Origin of the sequence: Halomarina pelagica, from assembly GCF_024228315.1 — an archaeon.
In the GTDB taxonomy this organism is placed as follows: Archaea; Halobacteriota; Halobacteria; order Halobacteriales; family Haloarculaceae; genus Halomarina; species Halomarina pelagica.
The window spans coordinates 2,688,012-2,702,470 of the sequence record NZ_CP100454.1; the positions used below are offsets into that span (position 1 = coordinate 2,688,012).

Annotated in this window: 15 protein-coding genes, 1 tRNA gene and 1 pseudogene; 12 read left to right on the top strand and 5 right to left on the bottom strand. The window is 65.4% G+C overall.

Translation table 11 applies throughout. The annotated features are described in order from the left end of the window. Positions 1-200: 200 nt before the first annotated feature. The 3 genes from NKI68_RS13945 to sufD all read left to right on the top strand — a co-directional run bounded on the left by NKI68_RS13945 (position 201) and on the right by sufD (position 3,851). Positions 201-1,112 (top strand): ABC transporter ATP-binding protein, encoded by a 912-nt coding sequence (locus NKI68_RS13945; RefSeq protein WP_254543707.1) that lies wholly within the window; start codon positions 201-203, stop codon positions 1,110-1,112. A 63-nt stretch (positions 1,113-1,175) separates the two neighbouring features. After that, on the top strand, positions 1,176-2,606 hold the full coding sequence (gene sufB / locus NKI68_RS13950; RefSeq protein ID WP_254543708.1) for a Fe-S cluster assembly protein SufB: 1,431 nt from the start codon (positions 1,176-1,178) through the stop codon (positions 2,604-2,606). 15 nt (positions 2,607-2,621) lie between these two features. Continuing rightward, entirely contained in the window at positions 2,622-3,851 is a 1,230-nt protein-coding gene (sufD, locus tag NKI68_RS13955; RefSeq protein ID WP_254543709.1) for a Fe-S cluster assembly protein SufD, read from the top strand. Between the two features lie 78 nt (positions 3,852-3,929). Here sufD and NKI68_RS23815 read toward each other — a convergent pair. Then, positions 3,930-4,399: pseudogene (locus NKI68_RS23815) on the bottom strand (PIN domain-containing protein). Continuing rightward, positions 4,396-4,647, bottom strand: a complete 252-nt coding sequence (locus NKI68_RS13970) for a hypothetical protein (protein WP_254543712.1) — start codon at positions 4,645-4,647, stop codon at positions 4,396-4,398. The pseudogene NKI68_RS23815 and the gene NKI68_RS13970 overlap by 4 nt, the downstream one beginning before the upstream one ends. A gap of 196 nt (positions 4,648-4,843) precedes the next feature. On the opposite strand from NKI68_RS13970, the gene NKI68_RS13975 reads away from it, so the two are divergent. From NKI68_RS13975 to NKI68_RS13995, 5 genes are all read left to right on the top strand, one after another. Beyond that, positions 4,844-5,743: a polysaccharide deacetylase family protein gene (locus NKI68_RS13975; RefSeq protein WP_254543713.1), complete on the top strand. Its 900-nt coding sequence runs from the start codon at positions 4,844-4,846 to the stop codon at positions 5,741-5,743. 9 nt (positions 5,744-5,752) lie between these two features. Then, positions 5,753-6,760, top strand: a complete 1,008-nt coding sequence (locus tag NKI68_RS13980) for an asparaginase (RefSeq protein WP_254543714.1) — start codon at positions 5,753-5,755, stop codon at positions 6,758-6,760. Between the two features lie 66 nt (positions 6,761-6,826). Then, a complete protein-coding gene (locus NKI68_RS13985) occupies positions 6,827-7,318 on the top strand; it encodes a ferritin-like domain-containing protein (RefSeq protein WP_254543715.1) in 492 nt (163 codons plus the stop codon). Further along, positions 7,315-7,749: a metal-dependent transcriptional regulator gene (locus NKI68_RS13990; RefSeq protein WP_254543716.1), complete on the top strand. Its 435-nt coding sequence runs from the start codon at positions 7,315-7,317 to the stop codon at positions 7,747-7,749. The genes NKI68_RS13985 and NKI68_RS13990 overlap by 4 nt, the downstream gene beginning before the upstream one ends. Positions 7,750-8,049: 300 nt before the next feature. Beyond that, positions 8,050-8,152: transfer RNA gene (locus tag NKI68_RS13995), tRNA-Gln, on the top strand. A gap of 162 nt (positions 8,153-8,314) precedes the next feature. Here NKI68_RS13995 and ddfA read toward each other — a convergent pair. After that, complete coding sequence (gene ddfA, locus NKI68_RS23590; RefSeq protein ID WP_368410953.1) at positions 8,315-8,806, bottom strand: DdfA family disk-determining factor; 492 nt, start codon at positions 8,804-8,806, stop codon at positions 8,315-8,317. Between ddfA and NKI68_RS14005 the strand changes: the two genes are divergently transcribed. From NKI68_RS14005 to NKI68_RS14015, 3 genes are all read left to right on the top strand, one after another. Further along, entirely contained in the window at positions 8,708-8,971 is a 264-nt protein-coding gene (locus tag NKI68_RS14005; protein WP_254543718.1) for a DUF7344 domain-containing protein, read from the top strand. The genes ddfA and NKI68_RS14005 overlap by 99 nt on opposite strands. Positions 8,972-9,174: 203 nt before the next feature. Further along, positions 9,175-9,639 carry an Lrp/AsnC family transcriptional regulator gene (locus tag NKI68_RS14010; RefSeq protein WP_254543719.1) on the top strand — a complete coding sequence of 155 codons (465 nt, stop codon included), beginning with the start codon at positions 9,175-9,177 and terminating at the stop codon, positions 9,637-9,639. A 300-nt stretch (positions 9,640-9,939) separates the two neighbouring features. Further along, entirely contained in the window at positions 9,940-10,767 is an 828-nt protein-coding gene (locus NKI68_RS14015) for a TrmB family transcriptional regulator (protein WP_254543720.1), read from the top strand. A gap of 1,341 nt (positions 10,768-12,108) precedes the next feature. Here the strand turns inward: NKI68_RS14015 and NKI68_RS14020 are convergent. Continuing rightward, positions 12,109-12,840, bottom strand: a complete 732-nt coding sequence (locus tag NKI68_RS14020) for a GNAT family N-acetyltransferase (RefSeq protein ID WP_254543721.1) — start codon at positions 12,838-12,840, stop codon at positions 12,109-12,111. Positions 12,841-13,079: 239 nt separating this feature from the next. On the opposite strand from NKI68_RS14020, the gene NKI68_RS14025 reads away from it, so the two are divergent. After that, positions 13,080-13,769 (top strand): HD domain-containing protein, encoded by a 690-nt coding sequence (locus NKI68_RS14025; RefSeq protein WP_254543722.1) that lies wholly within the window; start codon positions 13,080-13,082, stop codon positions 13,767-13,769. Here the strand turns inward: NKI68_RS14025 and NKI68_RS14030 are convergent, their stop codons facing one another. After that, the gene (locus NKI68_RS14030; protein WP_254543723.1) at positions 13,770-14,438 is read right to left on the bottom strand and encodes a LysE family translocator; all 669 of its coding nucleotides are present in this window, start codon (positions 14,436-14,438) and stop codon (positions 13,770-13,772) included. Between the last annotated feature and the right edge of the window lie 21 nt (positions 14,439-14,459).

Below are 14,459 nucleotides of genomic sequence, written 5' to 3' on the forward strand. Positions count from 1 at the left end.
ACCCGTTTCGAACCGGGCGCTCGGAACGCGAGGCGTCGCCACGCGCCGGCCCCCGGCCACTCGGTGAGCGCCGAGTGGCCACCATTGACTTTGCTATACGAAAACATCGTTTGTCGCTGCCGGAAGCGGAATTAGGTCAGATACGAAAACATTATACACGTCACGCACCGATGGTGGGACGATAACCGTAGGTGCTCGTTATGGCACGATTAGAGATACAGAACCTTCACGCGGAGGTCAACGAGGAAGGCGGAGAGCAGATCCTGATGGGCGTCGATCTCGAGGTGGAATCCGGCGAGATCCACGCGCTGATGGGACCGAACGGGTCCGGGAAGTCGACGATGGCGAAGGTCATCGCCGGGCACCCGGCCTACACGGTCACCGAGGGCGAGGTGCTGATCCACCTGGAGGACGGCGACTTCGGCGAGGACTTCGAGATCCCCGAGGACAAGCGCACGTGGAACCTCCTCGACCTGGAGCCGAACGAGCGCGCCGCGCTCGGCGTGTTTCTCGGCTTCCAGTACCCCGCCGAGATCGAGGGCGTCACGATGGTGAACTTCCTCCGCACGGCGCTCAACGCCAAGCTCGAGGAGCGCGAGGAACTCTTCGAGGAGGACGAGGGCGAGGAGGACGAAGCGGAGGAGTCGGGGTACGCCACCTCCCCGATGGAGGGGCCGGTCGACGAGGGCGAGGTCGGCGTCGCCGAGTTCCAGGGGCTCCTGCGCGAGAAGATGGAGCTGCTGGACATGGACGAGAAGTTCGCCACCCGGTATCTCAACGCCGGCTTCTCCGGCGGGGAGAAGAAGCAGAACGAGGTGCTGCAGGCCGCCATCCTCGAACCCTCGATCGCCGTCCTCGACGAGATCGACTCCGGGCTGGACATCGACCGCCTGCAGGACGTCTCCGCGGGCATCAACGCCCTCCGCGACGAGCAGGGGACGGGCGTCCTCCAGATCACCCACTACCAGCGGATCCTCGACTACGTCGAGCCCGACCACGTCCACATCATGCTGGACGGGAAGGTCGTGAAGAGCGGCGGTCCCGAACTCGCCGAGGAACTCGAGGACAAGGGGTACGACTGGGTCCGCGAGGAGGTCTACGGGACGGCGTGAGGCGGTCACGTAACCGAATTCGGCTAGGACAAGCACATAAGTAAGCAAGCGTAACCACAGACAATGAGTTCCGAACAAGACCACCTCAAAGAGACGGACACGGAAGCTCGCTTCGAGTTCAAGAAGGAGCAGCGCGCCGCGTTCAAGTCCGAGAAGGGGCTGACCGAGGAGACGATCCGCGTCATCTCCGAGGACAAGGACGAACCGGAGTGGATGCTGGAGCGCCGCCTGCGCGCGCTCCGGCAGTTCCACGAGATGCCGATGCCGACCGACTGGCCGGGCCAGCCCGACCTCTCGGAGGTCGACGTCGACGAGATCGTCCCGTACATCCGCCCGGACATCGAGACGCGCGGCGGTGCGGAGAGCTGGGAGGACCTCCCCGAGGAGATCAAGGACACCTTCGACAAGCTGGGCATCCCCGAGGCCGAGAAGAACGCCCTCTCCGGCGTCGGCGCGCAGTACGAGTCGGAGATCGTCTACCAGAACATGCAGGAGCAGTGGCAGGAGAAGGGCGTCGTCTTCATGGACATGGACCGGGCCGTGCGCGAGCACCCGGAGATCGTCGAGGAGTACTTCATGACGAAGTGCGTCCCGCCGAGCGACAACAAGTTCGCCGCCCTCCACGGGGCGGTCTGGTCCGGTGGGAGCTTCGTCTACGTCCCGGAGGGCGTCACCGTCGAGATGCCGATTCAGGCGTACTTCCGGATGAACTCGGAGGGGATGGGCCAGTTCGAACACACCCTCATCATCGCCGAGGAGAACTCCGAGGTCCACTACATCGAGGGCTGCTCCGCACCGAAGTACTCCGCGTTCAACCTCCACAGCGGGGGCGTCGAAGTCTTCGTGAAGGAGGGGGCGCACGTCCAGTACTCGACGGTCCAGAACTGGTCGAAGAACACCTACAACCTCAACACCAAGCGCGCCATCGTCGAGAAGGACGGCACGATGGAGTGGGTCTCCGGCTCGATGGGGTCGAAGGCCACCATGCTCTACCCCTGTTCGATCCTCAAGGGCCCCGGTGCGACGGACAACCACATCACGATCGCGTTCGCGGGCAAGGGCCAGAACATCGACACGGGCGCGAAGGTCTACCACAACGCCCCCGACACCAAGTCCACGATCGAGTCGAAGTCGATCTCGAAGGACGGCGGGCGCACCAACTACCGCGGGCTCGTCCACATCGCTGACGGGGCGACGAACTCCTCGACCAGCGTCGAGTGCGACGCGCTCATGTTCGACAACGAGTCCACCTCGGACACGATGCCGTACATGGAGATCGAGGAGTCGAAGGTCGACGTGGCCCACGAGGCGACCGTCGGGAAGATCGGCGACGAGGACGTCTTCTACCTCCAGTCGCGCGGACTGGACGACGACGACGCCAAGCAGATGATCGTCGCCGGCTTCATCGAGCCGATCACGGAGGAGTTGCCGATCGAGTACGCCGTCGAACTCAACCGGCTCATCGAGCTGGAGATGGAGGGAAGCCTCGGGTAACCCCCGGAGGATCTCATGAGTACGCAGGTACACGCAAACCTCACCGAGGAGCAGGTACGGGAGATAAGCGATCGGCTCGGCGAGCCCGAGTGGCTGCTCGAGACGCGCCTCGACGCGCTGTCGGCGCTCGACGACCTCCCCTTCCCGGACGTGATCCACACGCCGGGGCGCAAGTGGACGGACCTCGCGGATCTCGACTTCGAGTCGTTCGTCGATCCGCTCACCGCCGCGGAGGAGAAGGACCTCGTCGCCCCCGAGACCGAGGGCGTCGAGGTGCTGCCGTTCGCGGAGGCGGTCGACGAGCACGAGGCGCTCTTGAAGGAGTACTTCGGCTCCGTCGTCGATCCGGAGACGAACTACCTGACGGCGCTCTCGACGGCGCTGTTCAGCACGGGGACCGTCGTCTACGTCCCGAGGGGCGTCACCGCGGAGGACGTGAAGATCCGCACGACGATGAACTCCCGGTCGCTGTTCAACTACACGCTGATCGTGACCGAGGAGTCCTCCTCGGTCACGATCCTCGAGCGGCAGGATAGCGGCGAGGAGGCCGTCGAGGGCGACCGCTACTACAGCGGCCTCGTCGAGGTCGTCGCGGGCGAGAACGCCTACGTCCAGTACGGCAGTCTCCAGGACCTCTCGGAGGAGACGTACAACTACCAGCTCAAGCGCGGGACGACCGACACCTACGGGACGGTCAACGTCGTCGACTGCAACATCGGCTCGCGCCTGACGAAGACCTCCGTGGAGGTGGCCCTCGACGGCGACGCCTCGGAGACGAAGATCGTCGGGGCGTTCTTCGGCCACGAGGACCAGCACTTCGACGTGGACGCGCGCGTCTGGCACAACGCCGAGCACACGACCGCCGACCTCGTCACCCGCGGCGTCGTCGACGACCGCGCACGGTCGGTCTACGAGGGCGTCCAGCACGTCGGTCGCGACGCGTGGGACACCAACTCCTACCAGCGGGAGAACACCCTCATGCTCTCCGACGAGAGCGAGGCCGACGCCTCCCCGAAGCTCATCATCAACAACCACGACACCGAGGCCAGCCACGCGGCGACGGTCGGGCAGGTCGACGCCGAAGACCTGTTCTACATGACCTCCCGCGGCGTCCACGAGCGCCTCGCGAAGAACATGCTCGTGGAGGGCTTCTTCGTGCCCGTCCTGGAGGAGATCGCGGTCGACGAACTCCGCGAGGACGTGCAGTCGCGCATCCGCGACCGGTTGCGGGCGCGCACGAAGTGAGCAAAACAGGGACGCGGGGACCTCCCCCCTCGTAACTCGTACGCTGTTCTTCTCGCCTTTCGAGCGCCGATCTCTCCCTCAGCGGTCGTCTAACAGATCGATGCCCCGTTCGACGACAGCGTCGGTCACGAAGAGGGTAGTCTCGCGTTGAAGCGCCCGCATGAGCGAGGCGGCCTCCTCTCGCTCGAGCGTCCCGCGTGCGTATCCCAGTGCGATGATGCCGAGCGATCCGTGCACCTCGACGTCGGCCGCCGTCGCCGCCTCTCGGGCGGCGAGGTCGTCGGTCAGGAGGATCACGTCGCGTTCGTTCGCCACCGCCAGGGCCGCCGTCTCCCCCGGATCCAGCTCCGCGGTTACGCTCGGATCCCCCTCTGCGGTTACGAGATCGTGATCGACCTCGGACAGTCCCTTCGGAACGCCGCCCTCTTCCAGTTCCCGGTAGACCGTTCTGGGGATAACGAGGGCGTCGAAGGCGGCCAGGAGGTCGAGCGAATCGATCTCCGCGAGATGGATGAGCGGCCCGCGTCAGAGGCTGCGACGAGCGTCACGCATTGAGACCCCACTCCACGTCGTCCTCGACGATCGCGCGCTCGCGCTCCGCCCGCTCGATCTTCGTTCGTCCGACGCGCTCGATAGCCTCCTCGCGACCGAGATCGCCGTCGAAGTACGCAGAGATGACGACGTCCACCCACAGGTCCTCGAGACTCCGTTCGAGCGCGCGCTCGAAGACCTCCGACTCCGGAACGCCGCGGGCCGACGCGATCTCGCGCACTCGATCCGAGAGTTCTGCGCCCATACCGGTTTATCCTTCGGCACGCTACTTAAACTCACGTTGGGGCGGAGTGTCGCGGCTCCTCCGACGAACGACCGCGAACGACGGAACGACGTCGTCGGTACGCCACTGTGATCGTTCCACCCGCGTGAAAGCGGTAACCGACGCGGCGTTGCCCAACGATCAAGCGCGTGACGCTCGAATCGAGACAGTTGCTACCATGGGAGACATAGACGTCGCCATCGGCATCGACGCGGACTGCGTCGCGGGCTGGCTGGGCTCCTACGGCGGGGCGGACTCGCCCGCGGACCTCTCGCGGGGGCTCCTCGCCGGGACGGAGGGCATCCCGCGGCTGCTCCAGGTGTTCGAGGACATGGACGTGGACACGACGTGGTTCGTCCCGGGGCACACCATCGAGACGTTCCCCGAGGAGTGCGCGGCGGTCGCCGAGGCGGGCCACGAGATCGGCACCCACGGCTACACCCACGAGAACCCGACGGACCTCGCGCGCGAGCAGGAGGAGGCGATCCTCACGCGATCGATGGACCTCATCGAGGACCTCACCGGGTCGGAGCCGGTCGGTCACCGCGCCAGCTGGTGGGAGTTCAGCGAGAACACGCCCGAACTGGTCGAGGAGCACGGCTTCCTGTACGACAGCAGCCTCATGATCCGGGACTTCGAGCCGGTCCGGATGCGCAAGGGCGACGCCTGGCACCGGATCCAGTACGATCAGGACCCCGAGACGTGGATGAAGCCGTACGAGCGCGGCGAGGAGACGGACGTCGTGGAGATACCCATCAGCTGGTACCGCGACGACATCCCGCCGATGATGTTCATCAAGCAGCCGAACTACAACTACGGTTACACCAGCCCGCGGATGGTGTACGAGGAGCTGTACAAGGCGCACTTCGACTACCTCTACCAGCGCCGCGGCGCGGGCGTCTACACGCTCACGATCCACCCGGACGTCCACGGTCGCCCGCAGCTGATCCCGCTGCTGGAGGAGTTCATCACGTACGTGAAGGGCCACGACGGCGTCGAGTTCAGCACGCTCGCGGACGTCGCCGAGAAGTACGACGCGGACGAGAGCGTCTACGAGAGCGAGGGGCGGTTCGTCTGATCGGTGGCGATGGCGGGGAAACCGACGGTCGCCGTCCTCGGGACGGGCGGGACGATCGCCAGCACGGATACGGACGACGGTGCCGAACCGACCCGGAGCGCGGCGGACCTGCTCGAGGCGGTCCCGGAACTCGCGTCGTACGCCGACCTCGTCGTCGAGGAGGTCGCGGAGCGGCCGAGTTTCGACGTGGACTTCGAGACGGTCCTCGCGCTCGCGGACGCGGCGCGCGACGCGGACGCGGACGGGATCGTCGTCACCCACGGGACGGACACGATGGCCGAGTCGGCCTACGCGCTCGATCGCCTGCTCGACGGAGGGACGCCGGTCGTCTTCACCGGGGCGCAGCGGCACGCGGACCTGCCGGGAGCCGACGGCCCGGCGAACCTCCTTGCGGCGGTCCGCGCGGCGGCGGACGACCGACTGCGGACGGCGGGCGGGACATACGTGGCCTTCGACGACGAACTCCACGCCGCCCGGTCGGTCGAAAAGCTCCACACCAGCCGCCTCGGGGCGTTCGAGTCGCCGACCGTCGGGCCGGTGGCGTCGTTCCTGCGGGGCGGGATCGAGTTCCACCGATCGCCGGGGAGCGACGCGCCGCGACTCGACGTGGAGCGGGCGACGGCGACCGTCCCCGTCCTGTCCTCGGGGATCGGCGTCGGCGACGCGGGGTTCCGGCGGGCGCTCGACGCCGGGGCCGACGGCGTCGTCGTCGAGGCGACCGGGATCGGGAACACGACCGGCGCGCTGGGTGAGGCGATCGCCGAGGCGGTCGCCGGCGGCGTTCCGGTCGTCGTGACCTCCCGGTGTCCCGCGGGACGCGTCCAGCCCGTCTACGGCACGCCCGGCGGGAGTCGAACGCTGGCTGAGGCGGGCGCGCTCTCCGGCGGTCGCCTCTCGGCGGCGAAGGCGCGCGTCGAACTGCTCCTCGCGCTGAGCCGGCGGGAGCCGGAGCCGGAGCCGCCGACCGAGGCGCTGTTCCCACCGTGGAGTCCCGCGGACGGGGAGGAAACGACTTAACTGTCCACGCGCGAGAGGTCCACGTATGACCGGATCGGACACCGAACGCCCCCGCCGTCGTCGGCCATGAGCGTCTCGCGTCCCGTCGCGTCGGACCACCAGCTCGCCCGGCTCCTCCAGATCGGGATGGTCCTGGAGGAGGTCGTCGAGGCCCGGTCGGCGAAGCACGCACAGACGATGGACGGCGACGAACTCGACGCGGAGGTGTACGCGCTCCTCGAGCACGCCGCCGAGGAGTCGGCGGACCACCGCGCGCGGCTCGAGGCGCTCGTCGACGAACTCGACGCGGAACCGGTCCCGTTCGACCAGATCGAGGCGCTCGTCGAGGCGCAGTACGGCCAGACGAAGCCCGAGGACTTCGACGGCGTCCTGTACGATCAGCTCTGCAACGAGGAGACGGCGTACAAGTTCTACGACGACGTCATCGCGGCCATCGAGACCTCGGAGGCGACGTTCAGCATCGACACGAAACGGCTCGTGACCACGCTCTCTCGGATCCGCGAGGAGGAAGCCGAGGGCGTCGAAGAGGTGACCAAGCTGATGGAGACCCGAGCATGAACACGGCCGACCAGTACCTGAAAGCCATCTACCTCGCCCAGAAGTCCGAGGACGGACCCGCCGCGACCGGCCGCGTCGCCGAACTGCTCGACGTCAGCCCCGCCAGCGCCAACGAGATGATCGGCAAGCTCGAGGCGCGGGGGCTGGCCGACCACGAGAAGTACAAGGGCGTCTCGCTGACCGACGACGGGATCGTCCGCGCCCGCGACGCCCTCCAGAACTACTGCATCATCGAGCGGTTCCTCGTCGAGGTGCTCGACGTAGAGGAGTTCCGCGCCGAGGCGAAGACCCTGGAGAGCGTCATCGACGAGACGGTGGCAGAGCGCCTCGACACCATCATCGACCGCGAACCCGCCTGCCCCGACTGCTTCGACCCCGAGGCGGACGTCTGTGCGCTCCTCGAAGTCGAGTACCCAGAGACGGCTGACTGACGGCTCGAAGCCTTGAAGTACGGCGGCGCGGAACCTCAGACCGTCGTCCCGCGGTGAGCGAATCCAGAGGGTTCGCGCTCCGCCGAGCGAACTGAAGCCCCGTGGTGGTGAGTAAATCCGCAGGATTTACGAGGTACACGGGACGGGCGAACGAAACGGTCGAAGTCCCGTGGTGGTGAATGAATCTTGCGGATTCGTGAGGTACACGGGGCTGAGAGCGTGAAACGAACGAAGTCCCGTGGTGGTGAGTAAATCCGTAGGATTTACGAGGTACACGGGCCGAGCGAACGAAGCGAGTGAAGTCCCGTGGTGTAGCGGCCAATCATAACGGCCTTTGGACGTGTGCGGACCGTTCCGGCGCGGAAGACAGCCGTTGACCCCGGTTCGAATCCGGGCGGGACTATCGTTAACTAGTGAGAGAGTCCCAGTTTACGACGAGCGAGGGCGTTACTCTGTCCACAACGACCAGAAACTCGTCGGGTAGTCCGTTCGGATGGTGCTCGCGGCAGGGGGGACCGCAGTCCGAGCGCGGTAACACACGCTCCCCGATCGAGTCCCCGGCGAGTCACTCCGTCGGTCCGGGGGCCGCTCTCCGCGCAATGACGTCGCCGGTGGATCGGACGGTCACCTCGTAGCCGGCGTACGTCACCGACAGCGAGACGTCGGTCGGGGATCGGCCGTCCGGGATCGACTGGAACAGCGCGTCTAACGCGTCCGGATCGACGCTGTCGTGCAGCGGGTTCATGGCCATCGGTTCTCGACCCCTCGCTCGGGCGACGGTTTCGATGACCGCGACAGATGGCGAGGTGACCGACCAGTCGTATGTGGCGTAAATCGTCTCCGTAGCCTGGGCGGGGATTCGTCGGTCGGTGGCTCGCTCATCGTCGCTCATCGTCAGTCTGTGAGAGACACGGGGAGAACCCGGATAACTATTTCGTGAGTATCCGAGTAACAGAGCGTGTCGTCGCTCGTTCTCCGGATCGATCGAGTCACGGTGGGGGATCGGGCGGTGGTCTCCGAGGACCGCGAGACGATGATCCAGATGCACCACGTACATCTCCCGAAGGTAGCGGACCACGGGTTCGTCTGCTGGGATCGAGAGACGGGGACGGTGACGAAGGGGCCGCAGTTCGACGACATCAGGCCGCTCCTGACGGTACTGATGGAGAATCGGGACGCCCTCCCGGACGGGACGATAGTCGATAGCCCGCCGCCGCCGTAGAAGCTGCCACGGGTGTGGCAGCGATGGCACGGAAGGTCAGTGGTTGGGACCCTACCGAACTCCGTGCCACGTGGCGATTCGAACCGACTCCGTATAACCTTACTGTGATTATCTGGGTAAACGTTTGGGCGGCGTGGTTCCTCGCCGTTTCCGCCTCGAACGGCCGGCATAGAGTACATACGCCCCGTCGGCCTAATCGAACTATGCCGAAGGAGTTAGACCAGGTAGACAAGGGGATCCTGTACATGCTTCAGCGGGAGGCCCGGGAAACGACGGCGCAGGCGATCGCCGATACGGTCGGCGTCTCACCGAGTACCGTTCGGAATCGCATCGATCAACTCGAGACGGACGGAGTCATCCGGGGGTATCATCCGGAGATCGACTACGAGATGGCGAGTCTCCCCCTGCGGGTGCTCTTCATCTGCACCGCGCCGGCGACCAAACGGACGGAGTTAGCGAACGAGATCATGAATGTCCAGGGAGTGATCGACCTCCGCGAGATGATGACCGGACGGAGGAACGTCCACGTCGAGATCGTCGCGACGAGCACGACCGACATCTCCCGCATCGCGGACGCCATCCACGACCTGGGGCTCGAAATCGAGAGTTCCGAACTCGTGAAACGGCGACAGATGCAACCGTTCGACCACTTCCAGTTCAGGGAGTAGATGGGCGGGACGCGGACGCCGCCGGCGAGCAGGTGGATTGTTGAATCCGCAGCTATACGGGGTATATTCTACGATGAACACGATTATCGATCGGGCTTTCTGAATTTATTGCCGAATATTTGCGAGATTCACAACGTAATTGGCGCGCGATACGTAGATTCATGCTTGTTGAGCCACTGTAACCCACTACGCTGAGCGATTCCGGCGCGCGGGACTGGTCGACCGAACAGGAACTGTCTTGTGACCGCCGAGTCAACAGCGGAGACGGTGCCGGACGATCCGGTAGCATGGTTGGGACCCATGGACGAGTTATCTAATCACCAACAAGCGGTCGAATTGCTACAGCAACTTGGCTTGAAGGAGTACGAGGCGAAGTGCTTCGTCGCCCTCTCGCGGATGCCGAAGGGAACGGCCAAGGAGATCAGCGAGACGTCCGACGTTCCCCGCACGCGCGTCTACGACGCGATCAGGGTGTTGGAGACGAAGGGGCTCGCGGAGGTCCAGCACTCGAACCCCCAGCAATTTCGGGCCGTCCCGATCGCCGAGGCCGCCGAAACGCTCCGGGAGGAGTACGAATCGCGGACGGAGACGCTCGTCCGGACGATCGAGGACATCGATCCGGCACCGGCTGACGAAGACCGGGAGATAGCACACGAAGTCTGGGCGCTGTCGGGCGTCCCGGCGATCACGAACCGGACCCGACAACTCATCGACGCCGCCGAGCGAGAGATCGTCCTCGTCGTCGGTCGCGAAGCGGTCCTCACGGAGGAGTTGGTCGAACAACTGGGAGCGGCCCAGGAGACGGGACTTACGGTCGTCATCGGGACCGTCTCCGAGCGGCTTCGCGATACCATCCAGGATGCGCTCCCCGACGTCGAGGTGTTCGTCTCGGGCTTGGAGTGGCTGAACAGCGATCCGACCGACGCCAGCGACGAGACGGCGATCAGTCGACTCCTGCTGATCGACCGGAACACGATCCTGGTCAGTTCGGTCACGACCGACGAGACGGACGGGGACACCACCGAGACGGAGCGGGCGGTGTTCGGCAGAGGGTTCCACAACGGGATCGTGGTGATCGCTCGACGACTCATGGCGACGGGGTTACATACGGACGACGATCCGCAGTGACCCAGAACGTCGACGCTCCCGATTCGAATAGCGCTCGAAACTGTTGAATTCCGCGCGCGTCCGTCGGGCGGAGCGGTCGGCTGGCCGTAACCCCTTGGCCAATCGACAGTGTGGTGTGATGAAGAGGGTGAATCGCCCACCCTACGCGAAAGTCCTCACGACTCCGGCCGGCGCGAAATCATCGCAGCACCCTCCCGTTTCGCCCGGATCGTGACAGACACGAGTAGGGGAGCGACATCGGCGAACGCGCCCTCGTGTGCCATCCGTCCATGCGTGGTTCGGTGTCGAGGCGTGCCACCTCACGCCGGACCGTACGGCTTTTATGTGATTCCGCGTCCCTGTACCGGCATCCTCCGCGGCGTCGGTACACCTCGAATAGTTGCAGGCCCGACGCATCTCTCCTAGCCGTTCGAAGCACCGTACATCGAATCTGTTTTCACGCAGATCACATCTGCGTATCACAGAACATCTTATAATTTAATTAATAGCATATGTCTATAAATAGAAAATTACTCAAGGATCGGGGGTAAATGGTAGGACGAGGATAGCTGGCACTCCACCGAGGGGTGAGGGCGCATCCCGCTCCGCCCGAAATCATCGACGTTTCCGCCGTGGTCAGGTCGAAGCACAGGTGTGGGGAAAGATCAGCCGGCTGTCCTCACGGTCGCATCGTGGGGATGGGATCGGTCGATCCGCGGGCGGTGCCTCTGACAGTTCGCCCGCGCTCGAACCGTTATTCGGTCGGATCTCTTCGCCCCGAGTGCCACTGTGGCTGGGATTATTTTAAGAATTATGGCCGTAGAGAGGGGTGCCTCGACGATATAGTGCCCCTCGATGGTGACCCGGGGAGCGAATGTCCTCGCTCCGCCACGGATCTCGTGGAGTGATTCCGCGAGTGAGCGCATCCCGGGTTCGGTAACGGAGGTCGGTCGCCCAACGTGAAGGCGAGCGCGGAGCGTTACGGGATTTCGAGGGGAAGGCCCCGTGCTTTAGCGCGGGGATGAATCCGACAACGGGGGTGCCACCCACGATTATTACGTAGTCCGACGGCGTGTCCAGAAGCGAGCACATCGGGCAAAAATTGGAGTTGGATTGGGGTCTCCGTCAACAAAAAGCAACCCTGCGTCGGATGTCTACTCGCCCCCTTGTGGGTGAGTCGGGTCGATGGCACGACCCGTGAGGTGCGAGCGGATACCCAAGCATCCCACGCCTCGAATGAGGCCCGACGCACTACTCACGAACCACAGCCAGACCCCGTGGTCTGGTCAGGGTGCCTCCGGGGACGCACGAACGACGTGCTGTCCCACGAAGGAATCCTCGCCCGTCAGGGCAGGGAGGATATCAAAGGTACGCCGCGTCCCAGCGGGAGGCCTTGCTGACGTTGCCACACTCGTTGCAGTGGACGCGGTCCATCGTGTCGACGGCGATGTCGAGGCTACCGCAGTTCCCGCAGTAGTAGCCCCAGCGCGTCTCCCGATCGGTGTCCGAGAACGCCGTGAAGAAGGGACCGAGGCTGGCGCGGAAGGCGTCGTCGTGGTCGACGTAGACCCGTTTGCCGTCGTCGGTCGTCACGGCCTCCAGTTCGGTCGGTTCGCCCTCGACGTAGACGTTCTCGACGTAGTCCGTTCCGTCGATGTCGACGTGATCCTCGCCGACCTTCTGGAAGCCGAGGTGTCTGTAGAACTGGTTTCCGTCGGTGTTGTCCCGGAGGACGCGCCCGTGCAGACGAGTGCCACCCATCTCCTCGAGGCGCTCGCGGGTCTCGGCGAAGAGCGCGCTGGCGATCCCTTCGCCTCGGTAGTCGGGGTCGACGTGCAGCCAGTTGAGGTCGGCGTCGCCCTCCTCGTCGAGGACGACGCTCTCGCTGAAGGCGCGCGGTTCCCCACCCTCCTCGGCGACGAGGACGAGTTGGTCGTCGTCTTCGATCCGCTCTGCGAACGCCTCGTCGCTGTACCACTGCTTGACCGCCCCCTCGATGGTCTGCGGACTCAGCGTGTAGGATGCCTCCATCGACCGGCGGGCGATCTCCCGAACCGTCTCCACGTCGGCGGCGTCGGCAGCGCGTACCTCCATGCCCCATCGCACACGGTGGGAGAAAATAAAGCTACCCCGCCAAACGCGTGAAGCTCCCGATTCCGTTCGCCTCAGTGCCCGAGGGCCCGTTCCAAGAGGCCACAGATCACTCACGGAAGAGAGAGATATAGCAGCGACGGAGGTCCGCCGGAGGGTGTGATACCTTGTCGTAAACCTCAAGAGCGGAAGTGCAGTAATTACGGTCAATATGAACGAAGGGATTCGTCGGGGGTGGTCTCATGGGGGTCGAAATTAGGGAGTCCCCCGTTACTGATTCGGGGTTCGAGGAGATGAAGCAGTTCGCGCACGACTACCTCGCCGCGAGCGTCGAGAGCGAGGACACCGGCGGGCGGATGCGCTGGTACCCGTGGCACTCCGCTGAGTACCGGTTCAACCACATCCTGAACGTCGTCGATCTCGCGACGAGGATCGCGGAGCGCGAGGGTGCGAACGTCGACGTGGTCCGGGTCGCCGCGCTGTTCCACGACATCGCGAAACTGGAGGTCGACCAGGACGTCCACGCGGAGGAGGGTGCCCGCGTCGCGCGCGAGTACCTGACCTCGCACGGCGACTACCCGCAGTCGTTCGTCGAGGAGGTCTGCGCCGCCATCCGCGATCACTCCTACCAGGGGTCGCTCACGGACCTACCCCTCGAAACGCGCTGTCTCATCGAGGCGGACCTGCTCGACAAGGTGGGCGCGAACGGGACGACGCTGATGCTCCTCCGGATGGGCTACGAGGCGCGCACCCACATGGACGCCTCGGAGATGGTCGCCCGTGTGCTCGAACGCGGCGAGGACGCCGTCCGGCGCATCGAGAGCGACACCGCCGAGAGCATCGCCCACCAGCGGCTCAAACGCGTCCGCTGGTTCCGCGAGTGGCTGGAGAGCGAGATCGCCGAGGTGGAACCGGGCGACGATCGCGCCTGATCAGATCGCTCCGGCCACCGCCCGCGCCGCGTCGACGAGGAAGTAACAACCGAACCCCGCGAGCACGAGCGCGCTGAGTCCGGCGACCGCCGGTGCGAGCGTCCGGGTGCGCCGCTCCGCCGCCGTCAGCGCCGCCGGGAACGCCGTTATCCAGACGACGATTCCGCCGAACAGCCCCGCGAGCAGCGCCGGACTCCCCGTCCGCACGACGAGGACCCCGTCGAGCCCCGCCGAGAGCGGTTCGAGCACGTCGAGCGTCCCGGGGTTCAGCAACCCCACGCCGACGGTGAGCCAGAAGAGGATCTGGTAGGGGTTGGTCAGCGCGAGCGCGAACGCCTTCCGGAACCCCCTGCCGTCGGCTCCCGCGGCACGAAAGCCCGCGCGCACCTCGCGGACCGCGCCGTACGCGAAGTAGAGCATCAACGCGCCACCGGCACCGACCATGACCGCCCGCACGGTCGGAAAGCGCCGCACGAACGTGACCACGCCGAGCAGCGACCCGACCAGGAAGCAGAGGTCGGCCGTCATCGCCCCCAGACCGGCGCGGAAGCCCGCAGACCACCCCCGGACGACGCTCTCCTCGGCGATGATCGCGTTCATCGGCCCCGGCGGGGCGGCGAGCGCGAGACCGAAGACGACCCCCGCGAGGAACGTGACGACTGCACCCATCTCCGACTACGTGTTCGCGGA

Excerpts from the sequence above, each read along its gene's own strand:
- NKI68_RS13945 (WP_254543707.1), top strand. The coding sequence starts at position 201 with ATGGCACGATTAGAGATACAGAACCTTCACGCGGAGGTCAACGAGGAA.
- sufB (WP_254543708.1), top strand. The coding sequence starts at position 1,176 with ATGAGTTCCGAACAAGACCACCTCAAAGAGACGGACACGGAAGCTCGC.
- sufD (WP_254543709.1), top strand. The coding sequence starts at position 2,622 with ATGAGTACGCAGGTACACGCAAACCTCACCGAGGAGCAGGTACGGGAG.
- NKI68_RS13970 (WP_254543712.1), bottom strand. The coding sequence starts at position 4,647 with ATGGGCGCAGAACTCTCGGATCGAGTGCGCGAGATCGCGTCGGCCCGC.
- NKI68_RS13975 (WP_254543713.1), top strand. The coding sequence starts at position 4,844 with ATGGGAGACATAGACGTCGCCATCGGCATCGACGCGGACTGCGTCGCG.
- NKI68_RS13980 (WP_254543714.1), top strand. The coding sequence starts at position 5,753 with ATGGCGGGGAAACCGACGGTCGCCGTCCTCGGGACGGGCGGGACGATC.
- NKI68_RS13985 (WP_254543715.1), top strand. The coding sequence starts at position 6,827 with ATGAGCGTCTCGCGTCCCGTCGCGTCGGACCACCAGCTCGCCCGGCTC.
- NKI68_RS13990 (WP_254543716.1), top strand. The coding sequence starts at position 7,315 with ATGAACACGGCCGACCAGTACCTGAAAGCCATCTACCTCGCCCAGAAG.
- ddfA (WP_368410953.1), bottom strand. The coding sequence starts at position 8,806 with ATGTACGTGGTGCATCTGGATCATCGTCTCGCGGTCCTCGGAGACCAC.
- NKI68_RS14010 (WP_254543719.1), top strand. The coding sequence starts at position 9,175 with ATGCCGAAGGAGTTAGACCAGGTAGACAAGGGGATCCTGTACATGCTT.
- NKI68_RS14015 (WP_254543720.1), top strand. The coding sequence starts at position 9,940 with ATGGACGAGTTATCTAATCACCAACAAGCGGTCGAATTGCTACAGCAA.
- NKI68_RS14020 (WP_254543721.1), bottom strand. The coding sequence starts at position 12,840 with ATGGAGGTACGCGCTGCCGACGCCGCCGACGTGGAGACGGTTCGGGAG.
- NKI68_RS14025 (WP_254543722.1), top strand. The coding sequence starts at position 13,080 with ATGGGGGTCGAAATTAGGGAGTCCCCCGTTACTGATTCGGGGTTCGAG.
- NKI68_RS14030 (WP_254543723.1), bottom strand. The coding sequence starts at position 14,438 with ATGGGTGCAGTCGTCACGTTCCTCGCGGGGGTCGTCTTCGGTCTCGCG.